This window comes from Homoserinimonas sedimenticola, assembly GCF_026094475.1.
In the GTDB taxonomy this organism is placed as follows: domain Bacteria; phylum Actinomycetota; class Actinomycetes; order Actinomycetales; family Microbacteriaceae; genus Homoserinimonas; species Homoserinimonas sedimenticola.
This window is the reverse complement of sequence record NZ_JAPELL010000001.1, coordinates 752834-773145: the sequence shown is the minus strand read 5'-3', so window position 1 is coordinate 773145 and position 20312 is coordinate 752834. Positions and strand designations below refer to the sequence as shown.

Here is a 20312-nt window from a genome sequence, read left to right as displayed (position 1 = left end):
CAGGAGAATTGTGGCTGTAAAGATTCGTTTGAAGCGCCTCGGCAAGATCCGGGCACCCTACTACCGCATCGTCGTCGCCGACTCGCGCACCAAGCGCGACGGTCGCGTGATCGAGGAGATCGGCAAGTACCACCCGACCGAGGAGCCCTCGTTCATCGAGGTCAACTCCGAGCGTGCGCAGTACTGGCTGAGCGTCGGCGCGCAGCCGACCGAGCAGGTCGCCGCCATCCTCAAGCTCACGGGCGACTGGGGCAAGTTCAAGGGCGACAAGAACGCCGAGTCGACCGTGAAGGTTGCCGAGCCCAAGACGCCGTTCGTGGCGGACGAGAAGAAGAAGCCCGTGCTCAAGCCGAAGGCGGCCGAGAAGAACACGGCCGTCGCCGAGGCTGACGCCGAGGCCGCGGACAACGCCGCTGCTGAGGTCGAGGCGGGCACCACGACGGTGCAGGAGACGCCCGAGCAGGTCGACAACAGCGACGTCGACGCGGTCACGGCATCTGACGCCGACAAGGCCTGATCCCTTGCTCGCTGCCGCTCTGGAACACCTCGTCAAGGGGATCGTGGATCACCCGGACGAGGTCGCGGTCGACGCGAAGGACACCCCTCGTGGCGAGGTCCTCGAGGTGCGCGTGCACCCCGAGGACCTCGGCCGCGTGATCGGGCGCTCCGGTCGCACCGCAAAGGCACTTCGCACCCTCGTGTCGGCGATCGCCGACGGCAAGAAGGTGCGCGTCGACGTGGTGGACACCGATTACTAGAGAAGCGCGCCCCGACACGACCCAGCTTCGGGTCGCACGCCTGACGAAGGCCCACGGCCTCAAGGGCGCCATCAAGATCGAGCTGTACACGGATGACCCGGCGCGACGTTTCGTGCCGGGCGCCGTGTTCACCCTCCAGGTGCCGACCACCTCTCCCTGGCACGGCAAGACCCTGGAACTCGCCGAACTCCGCTGGTACAACTCGCACCCCGTCGCCTTCTTCAAGGGCGTGAACGACCGCACGACGGCCGAGACGCTCATCAAGGCGATCCTCTGGATCGACCAGGACGTCTCTCAGGAGACCGACGAGGAGGACGCCTGGTTCGACCACCAGCTGGTCGGTCTCGCGGTCGTGCGCGATGGTGCAGTGGTGGGCCGCGTGACTCGCGTTGAGCATCTTCCCGCTCAGGACCTGCTGCACGTCGAGACCGAATCGGGCGAGGTGCTTGTGCCCTTCGTCAAGGCCATCGTGCCTGCAGTGGACATCTCGGCGGGCACTCTCACGGTCACTCCGCCGGCGGGACTCTTCGAGGAGCTGCCCGACGCCGACGATGCGCCGGATCAGACGTCCAGCCGATAGCCTCGCTTGACCACGGTCATGACGAGCCCCGGCGTGTCGAGCGCCTGACGCAGGCGACTGAGGGCCACCTCCATCACGTGATCGTCCTGGGCGCCGGGCAGGGCCGCGACGAGGTCGGCGCGTGAGACCACGGAGCCGGGCTCGACGGCGAGTCGCCGTAGGAGCGCGAGGGGGGTGAGCGGCAGCGTCATCCGACGACCATTCACCTCGACGAGCTGTCCGCGCAGCACAAGGGGACCGTGGGTGGTCGCGATGCGCTGCACGCTCGTGGTCTCGAGGTGCTCGCAGAGGAGACGTATGAGGGCACCCATCCGGTAGCGTTCCGGCTGGATCACGCGGATGCGCGCGGCCAGGAGGGGCGCGGCCGTGACGGGTCCGACGGCTGCCGCCAAGACGTCGCTGCGCATGGCATCCTGCAGCGGGTCGAGCAGACCCATGCATTCCGCCGCGATGAAGAGGGCGTCGACGGAGGGGGCGCTTGTGAAGGTCACGGCGTCGAGGGAGCGGGCGCAGATCGCCTCGACGAGCCGCTGCACCCGCTCGTCGGTGCTGCCCAGGTGGGTCCAGCTGTAGGGCGCGACCGTCAGCACCCGGTGTCGCTCGCGCAGTCGAGACAGCTGAAGTTCGTCGGTGTGGCCGTGCAGCTGCACGGCGACCGTGAGGCCGGCTGGCAGCTCCTCGAGGGCTTTCGAGACGAGGGACTCGGTCGTCTCGGCGTCGCTCATCCCGTCGTCGTCGAGTCCGGCGGCACGGATGCCACCCCGCGCCTTCGGGCCACGAACGAGGATCCTCGCCTTCCCCAGCACCTCGGTCAGTTCGTCGCCGAGTCCTGCGGCGTCGGCGACCTCGAACCAGCGACGAACCCCGTAGCCGGTCGTCGCGAGGAGCACGTCGGGTCGCGCTTCGACGATTGCCCTCGTGTCGGCGAGCACCGGTCCGTCGACCTGGGCGTGGGTGACCCGGAGGGTGGGGCCGTGCATGACGGTGGCGCCGCGCCGTTCGAAGGCGTCGATCAGGTCCTCGCTTCGTCGGTGCGAGGTCACGCCGATGCGGAACCCCTCGAGCTGGTCGTGGCGGAACCCGGGCACGGTCAGTTCGGGCGCGGCCGGGTGAGCGGATGCTGCGGCGTCCGTCTCTCCCGGCATGGGGTCAGCCACAAGTCCGCGTCCCATCAGGCATTCTCCACGAGCAGTTCGGCGGACCGCATGACCTCGGCCGCATCCTGCGCTCCAGCGTGTGCGAGCCTGACCACCTCACCCACGACGAGCACGGCGGGTGCGGAGACGCCCGCGAGGGTCGCATCTGTCACGACGTCGGCGAGCGAGGAGACGGTCGTCTTCTGTTGCCGGCTGTAGCCTCGCTCGATGATCGCGACGGGCAGATCGCCTGCCGCGCCGTGGCGCTGCAGTCCGGCCGCGAGGTGGGGGAGAGAACTGACGCCCATCAGCACGACGAGTGTGCCGCCGAGCCCGGCGAGGTGTTCGAGTTCCTCTTCGCTGAGGGGCGCGTGCCCGGAGACGACCGTGAAGAGCCGGCTCACGCCGCGATGCGTGAGCGGGATGCCGGCGGAGGCGGGCACGGAGATAGCACTCGTCACGCCCGGGATCACCTCGACGGGGATGCCCGCCTCTCGGCACGCGATGACCTCCTCGCTGCCCCGGCCGAAGACGTAGGGGTCTCCGCCCTTGAGCCGCACGACGTGGGCCCCCGCGCGAGCGTGGTCGACCATGAGCAGTTCGATGCCGCGCTGGCTGATGGGGTGGTGGCCGGGAAGCTTGCCCACGTTGATGAGGGTCGCCCGTGGCGCGAGCTCGGCGAGACGCTCGTGCGGGGCTAGCCGGTCATAGAGCACGACGTCGGCGTCAGCGAGGGCGCGCAGGGCGCCCACCGTCATGAGGTGCTCGGCGCCGGGGCCGCCGCCGACGAGGGTTACGCGCCCCACTCCGGCGCTCACGATCCGCTCCGCACGGGGATCGTGCTGCCCGAGAGAAGCACGGTCGAGGGGTCCGCCACCTCTTCCGCCGTGGCCGGGCGCCACTGTTCGCGCTCGGCGACGCGCGGGAAGCCGACGTCGGGGGCTTCGGGGGCGTTCACGAAGCTGCGGAAGCGCCGCAGACGCTCAGGGTCGGCGAGGGTGGCGGCCCATTCGTCCTGGTAGCTGCCGATGTGTTTGGCCATGGCTGCCTCCAGCTCTGCCCCGAGGCCGAGGGAGTCCTCCACGACGACCTCGCGCACATGGTCGATGCCTCCCGGCAGCTCCTCCATCCATCGCGCTGTCCGCTGCAGGCGGTCGGCCGTGCGGATGTAGTAGATCATGTAGCGGTCGATGTAGCGGATGAGCGCATCGTCGTCGAGGTCGGCCGCGAGGAGCTGTGCATGGGTGGGTTGGAACCCGCCGTTGCCGCCCACGTAGAGGTTCCACCCCTGATCGGTCGCGATGACGCCGACGTCCTTGGCTCGCGCTTCGGCGCATTCTCGCGCGCAGCCCGACACTCCGAACTTGAACTTGTGGGGAGCGCGCAGCCCCCGGTAGCGAAGCTCGAGGCGGATCGCCATGGCGACGGAGTCCTGCACCCCGAAGCGGCACCAGGTCGACCCGACGCAGCTCTTGACGTTGCGCAGCGCCTTGCCGTATGCCTGTCCCGACTCGAAGCCGGCGTCGACGAGGCGGCGCCAGATGTCGGGCAGCTGGTCGAGCCGCGCCCCGAACATGTCGATTCGCTGCCCGCCCGTGATCTTCGTGTAGAGGCCGAAGTCTGTCGCGACCTGCGCGATGACGGCGAGCTTGGCGGGGGAGATCTCCCCTCCCGGGATACGCGGAACCACCGAGTAGGTGCCGTCCTTCTGCATGTTGGCGAGGGCGCGATCGTTGGTGTCCTGCAGCCCGCCGCGGCCGGAGTCGAGGATGTACCCGTCGAAGTGGCTCGCGAGCATGGAGGCGATGGCGGGCTTGCACACGTCGCATCCGTGACCCTCACCGAAGCGAGTGAGGATCTCCTCGAAGGAGGTGAGCTCGAGCACACGCACGGAGTCGAAGAGCTCCTGCCGGCTCATGGAGAAGTGCTCGCAGAGCGCGTTGTTGACCGCGATGCCCGCCTTCGTGAGTTCGCCCTCGAGAAGCTTCTTCACAAGGGGCACGCACGAGCCGCACTGCGTGCCTGCGCGGGTGCAGGTCTTGAGGGTGCCGAGCTCGGTGCAGCCCTCCTCGTGGATGCCCGCGCGGATGTCGCCGGCGGTCACGGCGTTGCAGGAGCAGACGAGGGCGGCATCCGGCAGTTCGTCGTCCACGGGAGCGGAGGCTCCTGCCACCGACAGGTAGGCGCCCGGGTCGGCACTCAGCTGCGCGCCGAGGAGCGGGCGGAGCGCCGCATAGGGCTCGGCGTCGCCCACGAAGACTCCCCCGAGGAGCGTACGGGCATCGTCGGAGACGACGAGTTTCTGATAGAGGCCGCGGGCGGGGTCGGCGTAGACGACCTCGAGTGCGCCGGGCAGCTCGGCCCTCGTGTCCCCGAAGCTCGCGACGTCGACGCCCGAGAGCTTGAGTTTGGTCGCGTCATCGACCGAGGTGAACTCGGCGGCGCCCCCGAGGAGCCGGTCGGCGACGACCTCTGCCATGGCGTTGGCGGGCGCGACGAGCCCGACGCAGCGGCCCTCGAAGCAGGCCACCTCGCCGATCGCCCAGATGCGGGCATCCGAGGTTCTACAGTCGGTTCCGATGACGAGGCCCCCGCGTTCGCCGATTTCGAGCCCCGCTGCCCTCGCGAGTTCATCGCGCGGCCGGATTCCGATCGCGAAGACGACGAGGTCGGCGGGCACGTGCTTGTGGTTGGTCAACTCGACGGATGTCACGGCTCCCGCCGCATCCACGTGCACGGCGCGCGGCATCTGGGCGAGGTGGAGTTCGATGCCCTGTGACTCGATGATCTTGCCGAGCGCCTGCCCCGCCCCTTCGTCGAGCTGAGCGTTCATGAGCCATCCCGCGGAGTTGACGATCGCGGCGTCGGCACCGCGGCGCTGCAGCCCTCCCGCGGCTTCGAGACCGAGGAGTCCACCGCCCGCGACGAGCACGCGCGGACGCCGGCCCAGACTCGTGGCCAGGCGGTCGACCTCGTCGACAAGCCAGTCGACGTCGTCGATCGTGCGGTAGACGCGGGCGTGCTCGACCCCGTCGATAGGGGGAACGAACGCGTGAGAACCGGTTGCGAGCACGAGCTCGTCCCATTCGATCGAGACCCCGCTCTCGGTCGTGACGGTTCGAGCCTCGCGGTCGATACCCGTGACACGGTCCCCGAGGAGGAGCGTCACGGTGTCGGATTCCCAGGGCGCCGTGGCGAGTGTGAGATCGTCCCTGCCCTCGAGACGGCGGCTCAGCGCGACGCGATCATACGGGGAGTGCCGTTCCTCCGAGATCACGGTGACCCGCAGGGCGCCCGCGACATCCCGCGTCGTGAGCGCCTCGGCGAGGCGGTGGGCAGCGGGACCGCCACCCACGACGACGACGTGTCGCGGGGCTGTGCCTGCACTGCTGCGGGATGAACTGCTGGTGACGTCGTGGCTCATGGTTGTGAGCCTAGGTACGTGCGATTTCGGTCCGATTGCCCGATTGTGACCGCGGCGTCACATTCGACTTACAGGCCCTCTCCCGTGCTGTGAGGAGGGGTTCACGATTGCGAAACAGACCGTGATGGGGGCGAAACATCCCCTTCGTAGAGTTGCCGGAGCACCCGGATGGGTGTGCCGCAGCGACGGAAGGACCCCATGACCCTCCTCGAGACCCGCCAGTACGATTCACGTCAGCACGAGGCATCCTGCCTGGGCGAAGGCGAGCGCGAATGGGTTCCCGTGTGCCCCAGAGCCGAGCTCGAGAACGGATGGGCGGAGGCGGCCCTCGCGGGACGTCACCAGGTGGCGCTCGTCGCCCTCGCGGACGAGCTCTACGCCGTGAGTCATCTCGATCCCCACACGGGAGCGCCCGTCATGGCGCGCGGCATCGTAGGCTCACGCAAGGCGGAGGGAGAGGGGCACCGCCCGACGATCGCGTCGCCCCTTCTGAAGCAGGTGTATGACCTGCAGACGGGCCTCTGCTACAGCGACCCGACCCTCTTTCTCGAATGCTTCCGCACCCGCATCGTCGACGATGTGATCGAGGTGGAGGTGCCCGTGTGACCGGGAGCGAGGGTCGGGTCGCCGGCGAGATCGCGCTCGCGGCGATCTCGCACGGCACTTCCTCGCCCCTCGGCCAGTCCGCCGTCGCCTCCCTCGTCGACGCGGTGGCGCTGGCTCTCGGCGACGTCCCCGTCCGGGGCGGCTTCGTCGATGTGCAGCAGCCCGATGTCGAGGCGACTCTTGACTCCCTTCCACAGGGAACGTCGACGGTCGTCGTGCCGCTGCTGCTGTCGGCGGGCTACCACGTCCATGTCGACCTCACGAGAACCCTCGCCTCCGAGAGCAGGGACTGCGTGCTCGCGGATGCCCTCGGTCCCGACCGCCGTCTGGTCGACCTTCTCATCGCGCGCCTCCTTACGCTCGGGCTTCGCGCATCCGATCGCATCGTGCTGGCGTGTGCCGGTTCGAGCGACGATCGGGCCGTCGAGGACTGCCTCGAGATGGGGCGGATGCTCGGCGCCTCGCTCGGGGCGCCCGTGCGGGTCGGCTTCCTCTCAGCCGCGGGGCCGAGCGTCGCCGAGGCGGTTCAGCAGGAGCGTCTGGCGTATCCCTGCTCCCGAGTGATCGTGAGCACCTACCTGCTTGCCCCTGGCTATTTCGCCGATCTCGCGGCAGCATCCCAGGCCGACCTCGTCTCGCCGCCTCTCCTGACCGCCCACGAGCCGCCGGATGCCTCGATCATCGAGGTCGTGCTGGAGCGCTACCGTAGCGGGCGCCTCAGGCTGGAGAGAACGGGCGCCAGCACGGATCCCGGAGTGCCGCTGGGCCTTGCATAGACTTTGCGGGTGCGCATCGACATCGTCACGATCTTCCCCGAGTTCTTCTCCGTGCTCGACGTCTCGCTGCTCGGCAAAGCGCGCCAGAGCGGCCTGATCGATGTGGCCGTCCACGACCTGCGCGATCACACCCACGACCGCCACCGCACGGTCGACGACACGCCTTACGGCGGTGGCGCTGGCATGGTCATGAAACCGGAGCCGTGGGGGGAGGCGATCGACAGCATCCTCGGCGACGGGGGAGACGCGGAGACCGAGACCACCGTCGTCTTTCCCTCGCCCGCGGGCGAGCTCTTCACCCAGGCAACGGCCCGGGAGCTCGCCACCGCGCGACATCTGGTCTTCGGATGCGGTCGTTACGAGGGCATTGATCAGCGCGTGTTCGAGCACACGGCCACGCGCGCGCGAGTGCGCCTGCTCAGCCTCGGCGACTATGTGCTCAACGGCGGTGAGGTCGCGACGATGGCGATGATCGAGGCAATCACCCGGCTCGTTCCCGGCATGGTCGGCAACCCCGAGAGTCTCGTGGAGGAGAGCCATGAGGAGGGCCTGCTGGAGTACCCCAGCTATACCAAGCCGGCCTCATGGCGGGGCCTCGAGGTGCCGCCCGTGCTGTTGAGCGGCAACCATGCGGCGATCGCCGCCTGGCGCTACGAGCAGCGCGTTGAGCGCACGCGACGCGTACGTCCCGAACTGCTGCCGCCTCCCGCGCTGGACTGACTCGCTCAGGGGGCGGGCACGCGTCACCGATGCTCTGCCACCGGGCCCACTGTCACAGGGCGCGAAGCTTCTCGAGCAGCGGCTCGGCCGCCTCGGCAAGGAACTGCTCCTGATAGCGATCGCCCACCTGCACGAGGGCGAGGTCCGTGAAGCCGGCCTCGAGGAACGGCTTCACGCTTTCCGCGAGGTCGTCGAGGTCCGGACCGCAGGCGATCGCCTGGGCCACGTCCTCCTGCCGCACGAAGGTCGTGGCCGCCGCGAAGCCAGCAGGGGTCGGCAGGTCGGCGTTGACCTTCCATCCGCCCCCGAACCAGCGGAACTGCTCGTGGGCGAGCTCGACACCGGCATCCTTGTCCGGCGCCCAGCAGATCGGCACCTGTCCGATGATGCGAGCATCCGGTCCCGCGCTGGCGGCATCCCGCCAGGAGGAGACCAGTTCGCCGTCCGGCTCGGTCGTGATCATGTGATCGGCGAGGGGTGCGAGGCGAGAGACCGACTTGCCACCCGAGACGGCGATCCCGATCGGCACGCCCTCGTCCGGCATGTCCCAGATGCGGCCCGAGTCGACGCGGAAGTACTGGCCCTCCCAGGTGACGAGGTCTCCCGAGTGCAGCGCGCGGATGATCTGGACGGCCTCTTCGAGCATGTCGTGCCGAGCATCCACCATCGGCCAGCCTTCGCCCACGACGTGCTCATTGAGATTCTCGCCCGCCCCGAGTCCCAGAATGAAGCGGCCCTCGGCGAGGAGCTGGAGCGTCGCAGACTTCTGGGCGACCAGAGCAGGGTGGTAGCGGATGGTCGGACACGTGACGTACGTTGCGAGCTCGACCCGATTGGTCGCGTGCGCGACCGCGCCCAACGTCGCCCACGCGTAGGGGGAGTGCCCCTGCTCCGTGAGCCAGGGGGAGTAGTGGTCGCTCGACACTTCGAAGTCGAATCCGACGTTCTCGGCGGCGACGGCGTACTGCACGAGTTCGCGCGGTCCGCTCTGCTCGGTCATGAGGGTGTATCCGAAGCGTGTCATGCTCCGACGGTGGTCCCGGGCGACTGAATCGTCAACGTTCTTGCAGGCAACCCGAAGGTACCCTTGACCCATGGCTTTTCGGCGCGCCATCTACGTCGCCCTGCGGTGGGCGCCCGTCGTGCTGCCCCTCTGGTACATGCTCGTGGCGGGCATCCGCGGGTGGGACGATATCGGGCTCCTCGCGGTGCCGCTCGTCGGGATCGCACTTGCGGTGGGCCTTGCCGTCGTATTCTTCCTCACCTGGATCCGCCGACAGGTGCGTGTCGAGGGTGCCGTCTCATGGGTCGACGTCGCAATTATCGGGCTGTGGCTCGCCCTCATCGCCGCTTCTCCCTTCGCGATCCCGGCACCCATGCTGCTCTTCGTGCTCATCGTGGGAGTCGCCGCCTTCTGGTCTGCCATCATCCAGTGGGCGCTCGAGACGCGGCGACGCGTTCGGGCCGTCATCGACGACATCGAGGCCAATGTGCAGTCGGTGCAGCAGCACCGCACGAGCCCGATGTATCCGGCCCGCGGGGCGACGCCCGACGCGCCCCTGCGGGGGCAGGTCATCCGTATTGAGCCGCCCGCAGAGCAGGGCGGCGACCGCTGACCCGATTGGCACGCAGGCGCCGGGCTATGGCAGAATGAGTGTTTGTGCCTGCGCACGGCTCTGCCACAGGGGAGCCGGCAGTTCTTCGGCACCACTCCACTTTCTGCAGTACTGAGAACGCGGTCGACCTGTGGCGGTCGCAGAGAGCGAATCACCATGAATATTCTCGACGCGGTCGACGCGGCCTCACTCCGCTCCGACATTCCGGAGTTCCGCGCCGGTGACACCGTCAAGGTGCACGTCAACATCATCGAGGGCAACCGCTCGCGTATCCAGATCTTCCAGGGCGTCGTCATCGCTCGTCAGGGCCAGGGTGTCCGCGAGACGTTCACGGTTCGCAAGGTGAGCTTCCAGGTCGGCGTGGAGCGCACGTTCCCCGTCCACTCGCCCGTCATCGACCACATCGAGGTCGTCACGCGCGGTGACGTCCGTCGCGCCAAGCTCTACTACCTGCGTGAGCTCCGCGGCAAGAAGGCGAAGATCAAGGAGAAGCGCGAGAGCTGATCTCCCGCATTCTTCGACGCACGCCGCAAACGTGTTCACCTGAGCTCCCCACCACATAAACTGGCGGGGAGCTCAGGGGTTTAATGTCACAGAATTCTTCGTCGGCGGATGCCGCAGCCGACGCACCATCCGGTCGCCGACGTCGCAGCGCGTTGCTGTTCCTCCGGGACCTCGTCCTCATCTTCATCGCTGCCGTCATCATCTCGGTGGGCATCAAGACGTTCCTCGTGCGGTCGTTTTACATCCCGTCCGCGTCGATGGAGAACACGCTGCAGATCAATGACCGGATCATCGTCAACCAGCTCGTGCCCGACGTGGTCGCGCTCGAGCACGGCGATGTCATCGTGTTCCGCGACCCGGGCGGCTGGCTTCAGCCCATGCCCACAGAGGAGCGTCCGGCGATCGTCGAGGCGATTGATTGGGTTCTCTCGGTCGTGGGGCTGAGCGCTCCCGACAGCAACGATCACCTCATCAAGCGCGTCATCGGGTTGCCCGGCGACGAGGTCGCCTGCTGCAATTCCTTCGGCCAGCTCTCTGTCAATGGCGTGCCTCTCGACGAGCCCTACCTCAAGCTGCCCGAGCGGGTAACGAAGGTCTCCAAGGACGACTTCGCCGTGACGGTTCCCGAGGATTCGCTCTGGGTCATGGGTGACAACCGCTACAACTCGTGTGACTCGCGCTGCAACGCGACGGGGCCGAGCCGTGGCTTCGTGCCCCGCGACAATGTCGTGGGCCGAGCCATCATGGTCAGCTGGCCGAGCAGTCACTGGGCCTGGCTCGACAACTACCCCGAGGTCTTCGAGGGTGTCGACGACCCCCAGGCTGTCGGCTGACATGGCGACCGCGTCGCCGAACCTCAGGATCGAGCGTGGCATGCACCGCGAGGGTGCGCGCTACGTCATCGGCGTCGACGAGGTGGGTCGTGGGGCGATCGCGGGCCCCGTCGGGGTGGGCATGTCCGTCGTTGGTCCACGGATGCCCCGCATCCCCGAGGGTTTGCGGGATTCGAAGCTCCTCACGGAGCGCCGCCGGGAGGCGCTCGAACCGCTCGCGCGTAGCTGGAGCCTCCACTACGCGGTAGGCCTTGCGACCGCGGAGGAAGTCGACCGACTGGGCATCACGGCCTGCCTCGGTCTGGCCGGGTCCCGCGCCCTGTCGAGCCTTGTCGAGGCGGGCGTTCCCCTCGAGGAGTGCTCGGTCATTCTCGACGGTCACTTCGACTGGCTCACGGCCCACTCGCCCGCACCCCTCACGGTTGTGCCGAGGGTCAAGGCCGACCGCGACTGTGCCTCCGTCTCGGCAGCATCCGTCATCGCGAAGGTGCACCGCGATCGGATGATGATCGATGCGGATGCTCGCATCCCCGGTTATGGCTGGAGCGGCAACAAGGGCTACGGTAGCGCGGCCCACTACGCCGCGATCGACGCGCTCGGCCCCTCGGAGCTCCACCGCCAGACGTGGCTAAGGCCGCCGAGCCTGCTCGACGGACTCGAGGGTGCTGACGACGTCGTCTCCCTCGGGGCCATCCGTGGGCAGGCATCCGTCACCCCGTCCTGAATCGGTTCCTCGACTGAAGCGCGTAGGATTGACCCGCTATGGACGAAGACGAGTTCGAAGACTACGACCGTGAGGTCGAGCTGGCCCTGTTCCGCGAGTACCGCGACGTGGTCTCCCAGTTTCGCTATGTCGTCGAGACCGAACGGCGCTTCTACCTCGCCAACGAGGTCGAGCTGATCCGGCAGGACACGGAGCACGACTTCTACTTCGAGCTGTCGATGAAGGACGTGTGGGTCTGGGACGTCTATCGTTCCGACCGCTTCGTCAAGGCGGTCCGCGTGCTGACCTTCAAGGACGTCAACGTTGAGGAACTCAACGCCAAGGAGCTCGAGCTGCCGAAGGAGCTCGCACTCGACGAGTAATCGCGTCGTCTGCGGGCCGTTCTCCCTCGGGGGCGCGTTCTTGTCGGTCCCTGCTTCGCTACTGGCCCGCGGAGCAGGAGTGGGTCGCGGCGGAGGATCCCGTGATCGAGTCGGGAAGCTGCACTACGCCGGAATCCTCCGGGGCAGCGCTTTCGCCCGGGGTGGCGGTTTCGCTGGGCTCAGCGGGGTCGGTCGTCTCGGCCGGCGTCTCACTCTCGACGGGCACGGAGGGGTCAGCCACGGCGCCGTCTCCGAGTGACCCTGTGATCGCGACGGGAAGGTCGGCGATGAGGGCGTCGAAGAGGTCCTGCGCGTCATCCGTCCTCAGCAGCACGCCGCTCTGGCTGCCGCTGTTGCCGTAGTAGGTGGGGAGCTGCGCGAAGGTGACCCGCTCCAACGGGATGTCCTTGAGTGCGAGGGCGATCGAGGCGAGCGTCGTGACGTTCTGGAGGCTGTTCGACATCTCCATGTTCTGCACCGCAGCCTGGGCGAGACCGTAGACCTTGACCGGGTCGGAGAGGGTGTCGGCGCTCTTGATCGTCCGTGCGAGCGAGGAGAGGAACACCTGCTGGTTGCTGATGCGCGCGAGGTCGCTGCCGTCGCCGACGCCATAGCGGGAGCGCACGAACTGGAGCGCCTCGAAGCCTGAGAGCACGTGCTCGCCCGCCGCGAGGGAAAAGTTGATCTGGCGGTCGTTGATGTCGCTCGCGACACAGACGGGCACACCGCCGACCGCGTTCGACATCTGGATGACGCCGTCGAACTCGATCAGGGCGGCGTAGGGGATGCTCAGGCCCGTCAGCTCCTCGACCGTGAGCACGGTGCACGCGAGGCCGCCGTATGTGAGGGAGGTGTTGATCTTCTGGGAGCTCATGGCGCTGTAGCTCCCGTCACCGTCCTCGCGAGGACACGAGGGGATTGAGACGAAGAGGTCGCGGGGGAAGCTCACGACGGTGGCGTGCGTGTGGTCCTCAGAGATGTGGAGGAGGATCGTGACATCGTTGAGGTGTTGACCGCGCTCGCCATAGGCAGCATTGCCGCCGCCGCTGTCGCTGCCCACCAGCAGCAGGTTCACGCCGCCCTCGATAGCGCCGATGTCGGGCACGTTCTCCTCACCGGCCAGCTCGATGCCCGGCTTGATCTGGCTCGTGATACTCGCGACCGCGACGCCGGCAACCGTGAGGGTGCTCACGAGCGTCACGGCGAGAGCCGCGCCGACAAGTCCGAGCATGCCGCGAGCGACGCCATGCCGGGGCAAGCGGCCATGGCGGGCGATGGGCGAGCGGCCGGATGCGCGTCGACGGCGGGCGGGTTCAGAAGTCACAGCGCGAAATCTTATGCGGCGGATGCTGTGTGCGGGATGTGACTCGCGGTCGCGATCCACACACTCCTCCACAGCGGTGTCCTCCTCCCGCTGTCACCAGCTGACGCGTGCACGGCGATTTCGCTCCCTTCGGATCGAGAAGCTCGACGCAGGAGGTTTTCATGGCTGTGAAAGGCGAACTAGGTCGTTGGGGCGAGGAGCACGCGGCGGTATTCCTCACGAGGGCCGGCTACACGATCCTCGAACGAAACTGGAGGTGCGAGCAGGGCGAGATCGACATCGTCGCCTTTGACGGCCGCGACACCGTCTTCGTCGAGGTCAAGACGCGCTCCGGCCTCGGCTTCGGACATCCCCTCGAAGCCATCACGGCGGCCAAGCTCGCCCGCCTCCGCAGGCTCGCGCTCGCTTGGTGCGACGCCAACCCGACTGCTGAGGGAGCACACGGGCGCCGCAGCATCCGTATCGATGCCATCGCGATCGTCCGTCGGCGCGGGGCAACCCCCGTCGTCGAGCACCTGCAGCGGGTGTACTGATGGCCGTCGGACGTACCCGTGCCATCGCCCTGCTCGGCCTCACGGGGGAACTCGTCGAGGTCGAGGCCGACATCTCCAACACGCTTCCCGGCTTCACTCTCATCGGCCTGCCGGACGCGGCACTCGGCGAAGCTCGCGAACGCGTGCGCGCGGCGGCCTCCAACTCGGGCTGCCCGCTTGCCAGCCGCAAGATCACCGTCAACCTTTCGCCGGCCGCCCTGCCCAAGCACGGCTCCGGCTTCGACCTCGCGATCGCGCTCGCGGCGCTCGCCGCCGACGGCGCGGTCTCGGCCGAATCAGTCGAGCGTGTCGTGCACGTGGGGGAGTTAGGGCTCGATGGAAGGTTGAGGCCGACCCCGGGAATCCTGCCCTCTGTCGTCGCGGCGGCTCGCACCGGTGCAGAGGTCGTCATGGTGCCCGCCGGTAACGAGGGCGAGGCCTCGCTCGTCGGCGGAATCCGTGTCGTCGCCGTGGCCTCACTGCGCGACGCCGCCATCTGGCACGGCGCGGAGCTGGACCCCCTGCCCGTGGAGGCGCTGACGGTCCCCGAGACGGCGACCGAGAACGCCGCAGTTCCCGACCTTGAGGATGTCGTCGGCAACCCCGATGCCGTGCAGGCCCTCATCGCCGCTGCCGCCGGCGGCCATCACATGTTCATGCTCGGTCCGCCGGGTGCGGGCAAGACGATGCTTGCCGAGCGATTGCCCGGCATCCTGCCGCCACTCGAGCAGGATCAGGCTCTCGAGGTGAGTTCACTCCGTTCCCTCACCGGTCGTCCCGTCGGGGCGACTCTTCAGACGCGGCCGCCCTTCGAGGCCCCGCACCACACGGCGACCGCGGCATCGCTCGTGGGCGGCGGCAGCGGCGTCATCCGTCCCGGCGCGGCGGCCCGCGCCTCTCACGGGGTGCTCTTTCTCGACGAGGCACCGGAGTTCTCCTCCTCCGTCCTCGACGCCCTGCGACAACCTCTCGAGTCCGGCACCATCACGATTCACCGGGCGAACGCGGTCGCGACCTTCCCTGGGCGCTTTCAGCTCATCCTCGCCGCCAACCCCTGCCCCTGCGGCCAGTACGGCGCCAAGGATGCCGCCTGCGCGTGCACGCCCCACGCCCGCCGCCGCTACCTCGCTCGCCTCTCCGGGCCGCTCCTCGACCGCATCGATATCCAGCTGCGCGTGACCCGCGTCACGGCGACCGAGTTGAGATTGGGCAGGGGCGGTGGCATCCGCACGAGCGACGCCCGTGGAGACGTGCTGCGCGCACGAGAACGCGCCCGGCATCGCCTGCGAGATACACCGTGGTCGGTCAATGCCCATGTCGCGGGGGCCTGGCTGCGCAGCGACGGCATCCGACCCTCGCCTGCCACGACCGCCGCTCTCGACCGTGCTCTCGAGCGCGGTGGCATCACGATGCGCGGCTATGACCGGGTATTGCGAACCGCGTGGACCCTCGCTGACCTTGACGATTCACCCACGCTCGCGCCCGAGCACGTTGGCCGGGCGCTTTTCCTGAGACGAGGCATGTCATGACACTGTTCGGTCTTCCCGAGGGCGAGCTTCGCGCGCCTTGCCGCGCCCTGCGTGGCCACGATGTCGACCGTGAGGAGGGCGTCGCGACTTTCGCACGTGCGAGTTGGTCGGGCATCGCGGAGCCGGGCGACCGTATCGCGGGGGCGCTCGTGGAGGCGCTCGGAGCGGAACTCGCGCTGACGGCGCTGGTGGAGAGCTGGGACGCCCCGCGCATCGCGGCCGCTGTCGATGCGCTCTCCGTCGACGAGGTGGAGAAGGCGCTCCAACGGTGGATGCCACGGCTCAAGCCTCCCGCCGCGCTCCTCTCTCTGCGGCAGGGAGCCCGCATCGGCGCGCGCCTCTTGGTTCCCGGCGATCCGCTGTGGCCGGCGGGGCTCGACGACCTCGGGCACCACGCGCCGCTCGCGCTCTGGGTTCGGGGAAGCGACGCTGCGCTCGCCGCCCTGAGCCGCTCGATCGCCCTCGTAGGAGCACGCGCCGCCACGGGTTACGGGGAACACGTCACGATGGAGGCATCCGCCGGTCTGGCCGACCGCGGCTTCGCGATCGTCTCAGGCGCCGCCTACGGCATCGACGGGATGGCACACCGGGCTGCCCTGGCGAGCGCGGGGGTCACGGTCGCTTTCCTCGCGGGAGGGGTGGACCGCTTCTATCCTTCGGGACACGACGCCCTTCTGACGCGCATGGTGAAGGAGGGCGCCGTCCTGACAGAGCTGCCGCCGGGGGCGCAACCGAGCAAGTGGCGATTCCTCCAGCGGAACCGCCTCATCGCGGCAGCTAGCCAAGCGACTGTCGTGCTCGAGGCGGGGTGGAGATCTGGCTCCCTCAATACTGCCGGCCACGCTGCCGCGCTCGGGCGGCCCCTGGGCGCCGTGCCGGGTCCTGTCACGAGCCCTGCCTCCGCGGGTTGCCATCGCCTGATCCGCGACTTCGATGCCGTGTGCGTCACGACGGCCGCGGAGATGGCGGAGCTCGTGCCGGGAGCAGTCGGTGGCAGTGGGGAGGTGCCCGGTGTGCAGAGCGAAGCCGGCCTCGACCGTGCGAGCGATCCTCGAAGCATCCGGGTTCTCGACGCACTCAGCCGCCGATCGCCCCGTACTGCGGAGGACGTGGCGTCGCGAGCTGGCCTCTCGCCGGGGGAGACCCAGGCGCAGCTCGGACTTCTCGCGTTCGATGGCGTCGTCGAGGAACGCGAGCGTGGGTGGGTGAGAACGTGAACACGGGCCAGGGGTGATGGCGGTTCGCGGCGGGGCGCGACTAGCCTGTTCGCGTGATCCCCCTCGGACAACACCCAGATCCTTCCCACGTCATCGCCCACATCAGCGACCCCCACTTCCTTGCTGGCGGGCGCAAGCTCTACGGGGCTGTCGACACAGAGCAGAACCTGGGCAAGGCCCTGGCGCAGCTCGAGCGGTCAGACATCCGCCCGGAGGCGCTCGTCTTCACGGGCGACCTGGCCGACCTGGGCGAGCCGGAAGCCTACGAGCGGCTGCGCGCAACCGTCGAGCCGGTCGCCGAACGCATGGGCGCCCAGGTGGTGTGGGTCATGGGAAACCACGATGAGCGCCTGCAGTACTCGCGGGCACTCTTCGGTGAAGGCTCGCAAGCGCCGCAGGACCGGGTGTATGACATCCGCGGCCTTCGCATCATCTCCCTCGACACGACGGTCCCCGGCTACCATCACGGCGCGCTCAGCGAGGAGCAACTCGAATGGCTCGGCGACGTGCTTGCGACGCCCGCAGAGCACGGCACCCTCATCGCCGTGCACCACCCGCCCATCCCCACACCCTTGCTGTGGGCGATGCAGATGCTCGAACTGCACGACCAGCACCGCTTCGTCGAGGTCATCGAGGGCACGGATGTGCGCAGCATCCTCGCGGGCCATTTGCACTACTCCTCGCACAGCCTCGTCGCCGGCATCCCCGTCTCGGTCGCCGCCGCCACGTGCTACACCCTCGACCTCAGCGCGAAGGACCGGCTGCTCTCTGGGCGCGACGCCGGCCAGTCGATCAACATCGTCCACGCTTACCCGGATCGCATCGTCCACTCCCTCATTCCCATCGGCGACAGCCCCGAGATCTCCGGCGTCGACGCAGAACACCGCGCACAGATCGAGGCGATGTCGCCCGATGAGCGCATCGCGATGTTCTCCAAGAAGGACTCGCCGTTCAACCTCGGCACTGAGCCGGCGAGCTGAGATGCGACTCGACGCCGCGATCGACGCCTACCTGCGGCACCTCACGCACGAGCGCGGCTTCAGCGACAACACGGTGCGCGCCTACGGCACCGATCTGCGCGCCCTCTCCGGCTTTGCCGAGGAGCAGGGTGTCGAATCCATGGACGAACTGTCCCTCGAAATGCTGCGCGACTGGCTCTGGACCGAATCGCAGCGAGGCCTTGCGAAGGCCTCGCTGGCCCGGCGCGCCGCAGCAGCGCGGGGCCTCAGCGAGTGGCACCTGCGGCAGCATGACGGCGCGGATGTCGCGGCTCGCCTCCGCGCGCCGCGCCCTGACCGTCACCTTCCCCGGGTCCTCACCCGCGAGCAGATCGACGGCCTGCTCGCCTCGCTCGCGGATCGCGCGAGCACGGGCCACCCGAGCGCGGTTCGCGATCTCGCCGTCGCCGAGCTCCTCTATGCCTCCGCCCTCCGCGTCAGCGAGGTCGTCGGCCTCGACCTCGACCGACTCGACCTCGGCCGGCTCACAGCCCGAGTGACAGGAAAGGGCGCGAAGGAGCGTGTCGTGCCCTTCGGTGCACCGGCGAAGCGTGCGCTCCTGGCCTATCTCGAGACGGCGCGCCCCGCACTCCTGCAGAACTCTCGTGACGACGCCGCTCGGGCGGTCTTCATCGCGGATCGCGGTGGTCGCCTCGGCACGAGAGCCGTCTACAGCCTTGTCTCAAGATGCCTCGCTTCGATACCCGGCAGCGGACCCTCGGGCCCCCACTCGCTCCGCCACACGGCGGCGACCCACCTCCTCGACGGGGGCGCCGATCTCCGAGCCGTGCAGGAGATGCTCGGGCACGCAAGCCTGGGCACGACCCAGATCTACACGCACGTCTCGCTCGACCGGCTGCGGGACTCCTATCGGGCCGCGCATCCGAGGGCGTGACTCTCGGCGGTTCGCGAGGGGCTCCCAGCACTTGCAAAGCCGAAACAGTGACATTCTTGGGGCGGCCGATGAATACTTGCAGGCCACACCATCCCACCCGTCTCTCCCACCAAAGGTTCCCCGTGCGTCGTTCCGCCCTTTCCACCCGCCGCGCTCTCCCCGCCGTCCTGGCGCTCGGGATTGTCTCAACACTGACCCTCAGCGCCTGCTCAGCGGACGGGGAAGACACGGATGGCGGCACGGGTGCCGCTGCGGACTGCGCACCCTCGGGTGAGGCCTCGGACTCCGTCAACGTCGAGGGTGATCTCGGCGAGGCACCCGAGGTGAGCTTCGACACGCCTCTCGACGCCGAGAGCACTCAGCGCACCGTCGTCATCGAGGGGGAGGGGAGTGAGGCCGCCGTCCTCGGGGACACCGTGACGGTGTCCTACACGCTCTACAACGGCTCCACGGGCGAGCAGATCGAGACAACGGGGCACACGGAAGAGTCGGACCGCGTGCCGTTCGAGCTCGACGAGTCGCTCTATCTGCCGGGAATCGTCGAGGCACTCAACTGCTCCGTTCTTGGTGAGCGCATCGTCGCGGTGGTTCCCCCGGAGGACGCATTCGGTGAGACAGGAAACGAGGCCTTCGGCGTCGGCGCGGACGATGCTCTCGTGTTCGTCATGGATGTTGTCGAACCGCGTGACATCACGGCAGAGATCACGACGGTCGAACCAGGCTCCGAGGGTATGCCCTCGGTCGTCTACGGCGATGACGGCGTGCCCACCGTGACGATCCCCGACGCCGAGCCGCCGGCCGAGCTCACGCTTGCCGTGCTCTCGGAGGGCGATGGCGATGTCGTGAGCGAGGGCGACAGCGTCGAGGTGCACTACACGGGCGTCAACTGGACCACGGGGGAGACCTTCGACTCCTCCTGGCCCGGAGGTTCGCCCGCGACCTTCGCCACCAACCAGGTGATCCCGGGATTCGGTGCCGCACTCGTGGGGCAGCCGGTGGGCAGCCAGATTGTGGTTGTCATCCCTCCGAGCTACGGCTATGGCGAGAACGGCAACCCGAGCGCCGGCATCTCGGGCACCGACACTCTGGTCTTCGTGGTGGACGTCCTCGGCACGACCGGGAACTGATCCTTTAGACCGCTCACGCGACGGGTCGCGGCGGCAACAGCACGGAGCGCGGGATGCCGCCGAGATAGTTCAGGGGCGAGACGTACTCACCGTGACGCCGCACTCCCAAGTGGAGGCACGATGCTGGGCAGTGAGAGGTCTCGGCCCAGAGCGTGCCGATCGGGTCACCGCGGGCAACGACGTCGCCCGCCTTGAGTGTCGACTCCACCGGCTCGACGCTTGAGATGAGGCCGCCGTCGTGGCGCAGTGAGACTACGGGGCGGCCCGCGACCATTCCCGCAAAGTGCACCACCCCTTCTTCGGGAGCGCGCACTACGCCTCCGACGCCCACGGCGATGTCGATCCCTCGATGCCCCGCAGCGTACGGCGTCGGCGGTGCCTGATAGGTCCTGACCACTCTCCTTGGCCCGGTGACGGGCCAGAGCCAGAATTGGGATGTCGCTTCCGCCGCCCGGCCGCTGCCGGCCAGTGCGGGGCCGTCCCTCATAATCGTCGAGCCGGTGCCCGTGGGGGCGATGGAGACGATGACGAGGCCCGCGAGAATGATGAACCGGGAGACGGTCCTCGGCGGCGAAAGCGACATGTGGCAATACTGGGGGAGTTCGGTACTGGCCCCTCGGCTCAAGCACGTCGTCTGTGGAAGCCGTGAG

Annotated in this window: 23 protein-coding genes; 17 read left to right on the top strand and 6 right to left on the bottom strand. The window is 68.4% G+C overall.

The features are described 5' to 3' along the window. The first annotated feature begins 10 nt into the window (after window positions 1-10). Genes rpsP through rimM form a run of 3 tightly spaced genes read left to right on the top strand, consistent with a single transcriptional unit; the run spans window position 11 to window position 1338 of the window. Complete coding sequence (rpsP, locus tag OH146_RS03625; protein ID WP_265157469.1) at window positions 11-517, top strand: 30S ribosomal protein S16; 507 nt, start codon at window positions 11-13, stop codon at window positions 515-517. Window positions 518-521: 4 nt separating this feature from the next. Continuing rightward, window positions 522-758 (top strand): RNA-binding protein, encoded by a 237-nt coding sequence (locus tag OH146_RS03620; RefSeq protein WP_265157467.1) that lies wholly within the window; start codon window positions 522-524, stop codon window positions 756-758. Continuing rightward, window positions 751-1338, top strand: coding sequence for a ribosome maturation factor RimM (gene rimM, locus OH146_RS03615; RefSeq protein WP_265160638.1), 588 nt, complete (start codon window positions 751-753; stop codon window positions 1336-1338). The genes OH146_RS03620 and rimM overlap by 8 nt, the downstream gene beginning before the upstream one ends. Here the strand turns inward: rimM and OH146_RS03610 are convergent. Genes OH146_RS03610 through nirB form a run of 3 tightly spaced genes read right to left on the bottom strand, consistent with a single transcriptional unit; the run spans window position 1320 to window position 5898 of the window. Then, complete coding sequence (locus tag OH146_RS03610; protein WP_265157465.1) at window positions 1320-2510, bottom strand: uroporphyrinogen-III synthase; 1191 nt, start codon at window positions 2508-2510, stop codon at window positions 1320-1322. The genes rimM and OH146_RS03610 overlap by 19 nt on opposite strands. Further along, a complete protein-coding gene (gene cobA, locus OH146_RS03605; protein WP_265160636.1) occupies window positions 2510-3295 on the bottom strand; it encodes a uroporphyrinogen-III C-methyltransferase in 786 nt (261 codons plus the stop codon). The genes OH146_RS03610 and cobA overlap by 1 nt, the downstream gene beginning before the upstream one ends. Next, window positions 3289-5898, bottom strand: coding sequence for a nitrite reductase large subunit NirB (gene nirB / locus OH146_RS03600; RefSeq protein WP_265157463.1), 2610 nt, complete (start codon window positions 5896-5898; stop codon window positions 3289-3291). The genes cobA and nirB overlap by 7 nt, the downstream gene beginning before the upstream one ends. Window positions 5899-6096: 198 nt before the next feature. Here nirB and OH146_RS03595 point away from each other — a divergent pair, with 198 nt between their 5' ends. From OH146_RS03595 to trmD, 3 genes are read left to right on the top strand one after another with little or no spacing between them, the layout of a single operon-like run. Next, entirely contained in the window at window positions 6097-6504 is a 408-nt protein-coding gene (locus tag OH146_RS03595) for a nitrite reductase (NAD(P)H) small subunit (RefSeq protein WP_265157461.1), read from the top strand. Next, window positions 6501-7280 carry a sirohydrochlorin chelatase gene (locus OH146_RS03590; RefSeq protein WP_265157459.1) on the top strand — a complete coding sequence of 260 codons (780 nt, stop codon included), beginning with the start codon at window positions 6501-6503 and terminating at the stop codon, window positions 7278-7280. Before OH146_RS03595 ends, OH146_RS03590 begins: the two co-directional genes overlap by 4 nt. A gap of 9 nt (window positions 7281-7289) precedes the next feature. Further along, window positions 7290-8000: a tRNA (guanosine(37)-N1)-methyltransferase TrmD gene (gene trmD / locus OH146_RS03585; protein WP_265157457.1), complete on the top strand. Its 711-nt coding sequence runs from the start codon at window positions 7290-7292 to the stop codon at window positions 7998-8000. Window positions 8001-8052: 52 nt separating this feature from the next. Here trmD and OH146_RS03580 read toward each other — a convergent pair whose 3' ends face one another. After that, complete coding sequence (locus OH146_RS03580) at window positions 8053-9024, bottom strand: TIGR03557 family F420-dependent LLM class oxidoreductase (RefSeq protein ID WP_265157455.1); 972 nt, start codon at window positions 9022-9024, stop codon at window positions 8053-8055. A 70-nt stretch (window positions 9025-9094) separates the two neighbouring features. Here OH146_RS03580 and OH146_RS03575 point away from each other — a divergent pair, with 70 nt between their 5' ends. The 5 genes from OH146_RS03575 to OH146_RS03555 all read left to right on the top strand — a co-directional run bounded on the left by OH146_RS03575 (window position 9095) and on the right by OH146_RS03555 (window position 12039). Beyond that, window positions 9095-9616, top strand: coding sequence for a hypothetical protein (locus OH146_RS03575; RefSeq protein WP_265157453.1), 522 nt, complete (start codon window positions 9095-9097; stop codon window positions 9614-9616). A 156-nt stretch (window positions 9617-9772) separates the two neighbouring features. Further along, window positions 9773-10120, top strand: a complete 348-nt coding sequence (gene rplS, locus OH146_RS03570) for a 50S ribosomal protein L19 (RefSeq protein ID WP_265157451.1) — start codon at window positions 9773-9775, stop codon at window positions 10118-10120. An 83-nt stretch (window positions 10121-10203) separates the two neighbouring features. Then, window positions 10204-10953 carry a signal peptidase I gene (gene lepB / locus OH146_RS03565; RefSeq protein WP_265157449.1) on the top strand — a complete coding sequence of 250 codons (750 nt, stop codon included), beginning with the start codon at window positions 10204-10206 and terminating at the stop codon, window positions 10951-10953. Window position 10954: 1 nt separating this feature from the next. Next, window positions 10955-11677: a ribonuclease HII gene (gene rnhB, locus OH146_RS03560; RefSeq protein ID WP_265157447.1), complete on the top strand. Its 723-nt coding sequence runs from the start codon at window positions 10955-10957 to the stop codon at window positions 11675-11677. A gap of 38 nt (window positions 11678-11715) precedes the next feature. Beyond that, window positions 11716-12039, top strand: a complete 324-nt coding sequence (locus OH146_RS03555) for a DUF2469 family protein (protein WP_265157444.1) — start codon at window positions 11716-11718, stop codon at window positions 12037-12039. A 58-nt stretch (window positions 12040-12097) separates the two neighbouring features. On the opposite strand, the gene OH146_RS03550 is transcribed toward OH146_RS03555, so the two are convergent. After that, window positions 12098-13363: an LCP family protein gene (locus OH146_RS03550; protein ID WP_265157442.1), complete on the bottom strand. Its 1266-nt coding sequence runs from the start codon at window positions 13361-13363 to the stop codon at window positions 12098-12100. A gap of 161 nt (window positions 13364-13524) precedes the next feature. On the opposite strand from OH146_RS03550, the gene OH146_RS03545 reads away from it, so the two are divergent. The 6 genes from OH146_RS03545 to OH146_RS03520 all read left to right on the top strand — a co-directional run bounded on the left by OH146_RS03545 (window position 13525) and on the right by OH146_RS03520 (window position 19662). After that, entirely contained in the window at window positions 13525-13896 is a 372-nt protein-coding gene (locus OH146_RS03545) for a YraN family protein (protein WP_265157440.1), read from the top strand. Next, on the top strand, window positions 13896-15425 hold the full coding sequence (locus OH146_RS03540) for a YifB family Mg chelatase-like AAA ATPase (RefSeq protein ID WP_265157437.1): 1530 nt from the start codon (window positions 13896-13898) through the stop codon (window positions 15423-15425). Before OH146_RS03545 ends, OH146_RS03540 begins: the two co-directional genes overlap by 1 nt. Continuing rightward, on the top strand, window positions 15422-16642 hold the full coding sequence (gene dprA, locus OH146_RS03535) for a DNA-processing protein DprA (RefSeq protein WP_265157436.1): 1221 nt from the start codon (window positions 15422-15424) through the stop codon (window positions 16640-16642). The genes OH146_RS03540 and dprA overlap by 4 nt, the downstream gene beginning before the upstream one ends. Window positions 16643-16695: 53 nt before the next feature. Continuing rightward, entirely contained in the window at window positions 16696-17622 is a 927-nt protein-coding gene (locus tag OH146_RS03530; RefSeq protein WP_265157434.1) for a phosphodiesterase, read from the top strand. Window position 17623: 1 nt separating this feature from the next. Further along, window positions 17624-18535, top strand: coding sequence for a tyrosine-type recombinase/integrase (locus OH146_RS03525; protein ID WP_265157432.1), 912 nt, complete (start codon window positions 17624-17626; stop codon window positions 18533-18535). 122 nt (window positions 18536-18657) lie between these two features. Further along, entirely contained in the window at window positions 18658-19662 is a 1005-nt protein-coding gene (locus OH146_RS03520) for an FKBP-type peptidyl-prolyl cis-trans isomerase (protein WP_265157430.1), read from the top strand. 13 nt (window positions 19663-19675) lie between these two features. On the opposite strand, the gene OH146_RS03515 is transcribed toward OH146_RS03520, so the two are convergent. Further along, a complete protein-coding gene (locus OH146_RS03515) occupies window positions 19676-20245 on the bottom strand; it encodes a murein hydrolase activator EnvC family protein (protein ID WP_265157428.1) in 570 nt (189 codons plus the stop codon). Window positions 20246-20312: the final 67 nt, after the last annotated feature.

Excerpts from the sequence above, each read along its gene's own strand:
- OH146_RS03610 (WP_265157465.1), bottom strand. The coding sequence starts at position 2,510 with ATGGGACGCGGACTTGTGGCTGACCCCATGCCGGGAGAGACGGACGCC.
- nirB (WP_265157463.1), bottom strand. The coding sequence starts at position 5,898 with ATGAGCCACGACGTCACCAGCAGTTCATCCCGCAGCAGTGCAGGCACA.
- OH146_RS03595 (WP_265157461.1), top strand. The coding sequence starts at position 6,097 with ATGACCCTCCTCGAGACCCGCCAGTACGATTCACGTCAGCACGAGGCA.
- OH146_RS03580 (WP_265157455.1), bottom strand. The coding sequence starts at position 9,024 with ATGACACGCTTCGGATACACCCTCATGACCGAGCAGAGCGGACCGCGC.
- OH146_RS03575 (WP_265157453.1), top strand. The coding sequence starts at position 9,095 with ATGGCTTTTCGGCGCGCCATCTACGTCGCCCTGCGGTGGGCGCCCGTC.
- rplS (WP_265157451.1), top strand. The coding sequence starts at position 9,773 with ATGAATATTCTCGACGCGGTCGACGCGGCCTCACTCCGCTCCGACATT.
- lepB (WP_265157449.1), top strand. The coding sequence starts at position 10,204 with ATGTCACAGAATTCTTCGTCGGCGGATGCCGCAGCCGACGCACCATCC.
- rnhB (WP_265157447.1), top strand. The coding sequence starts at position 10,955 with ATGGCGACCGCGTCGCCGAACCTCAGGATCGAGCGTGGCATGCACCGC.
- OH146_RS03555 (WP_265157444.1), top strand. The coding sequence starts at position 11,716 with ATGGACGAAGACGAGTTCGAAGACTACGACCGTGAGGTCGAGCTGGCC.
- OH146_RS03545 (WP_265157440.1), top strand. The coding sequence starts at position 13,525 with ATGGCTGTGAAAGGCGAACTAGGTCGTTGGGGCGAGGAGCACGCGGCG.
- OH146_RS03540 (WP_265157437.1), top strand. The coding sequence starts at position 13,896 with ATGGCCGTCGGACGTACCCGTGCCATCGCCCTGCTCGGCCTCACGGGG.
- dprA (WP_265157436.1), top strand. The coding sequence starts at position 15,422 with ATGACACTGTTCGGTCTTCCCGAGGGCGAGCTTCGCGCGCCTTGCCGC.
- OH146_RS03525 (WP_265157432.1), top strand. The coding sequence starts at position 17,624 with ATGCGACTCGACGCCGCGATCGACGCCTACCTGCGGCACCTCACGCAC.
- OH146_RS03515 (WP_265157428.1), bottom strand. The coding sequence starts at position 20,245 with ATGTCGCTTTCGCCGCCGAGGACCGTCTCCCGGTTCATCATTCTCGCG.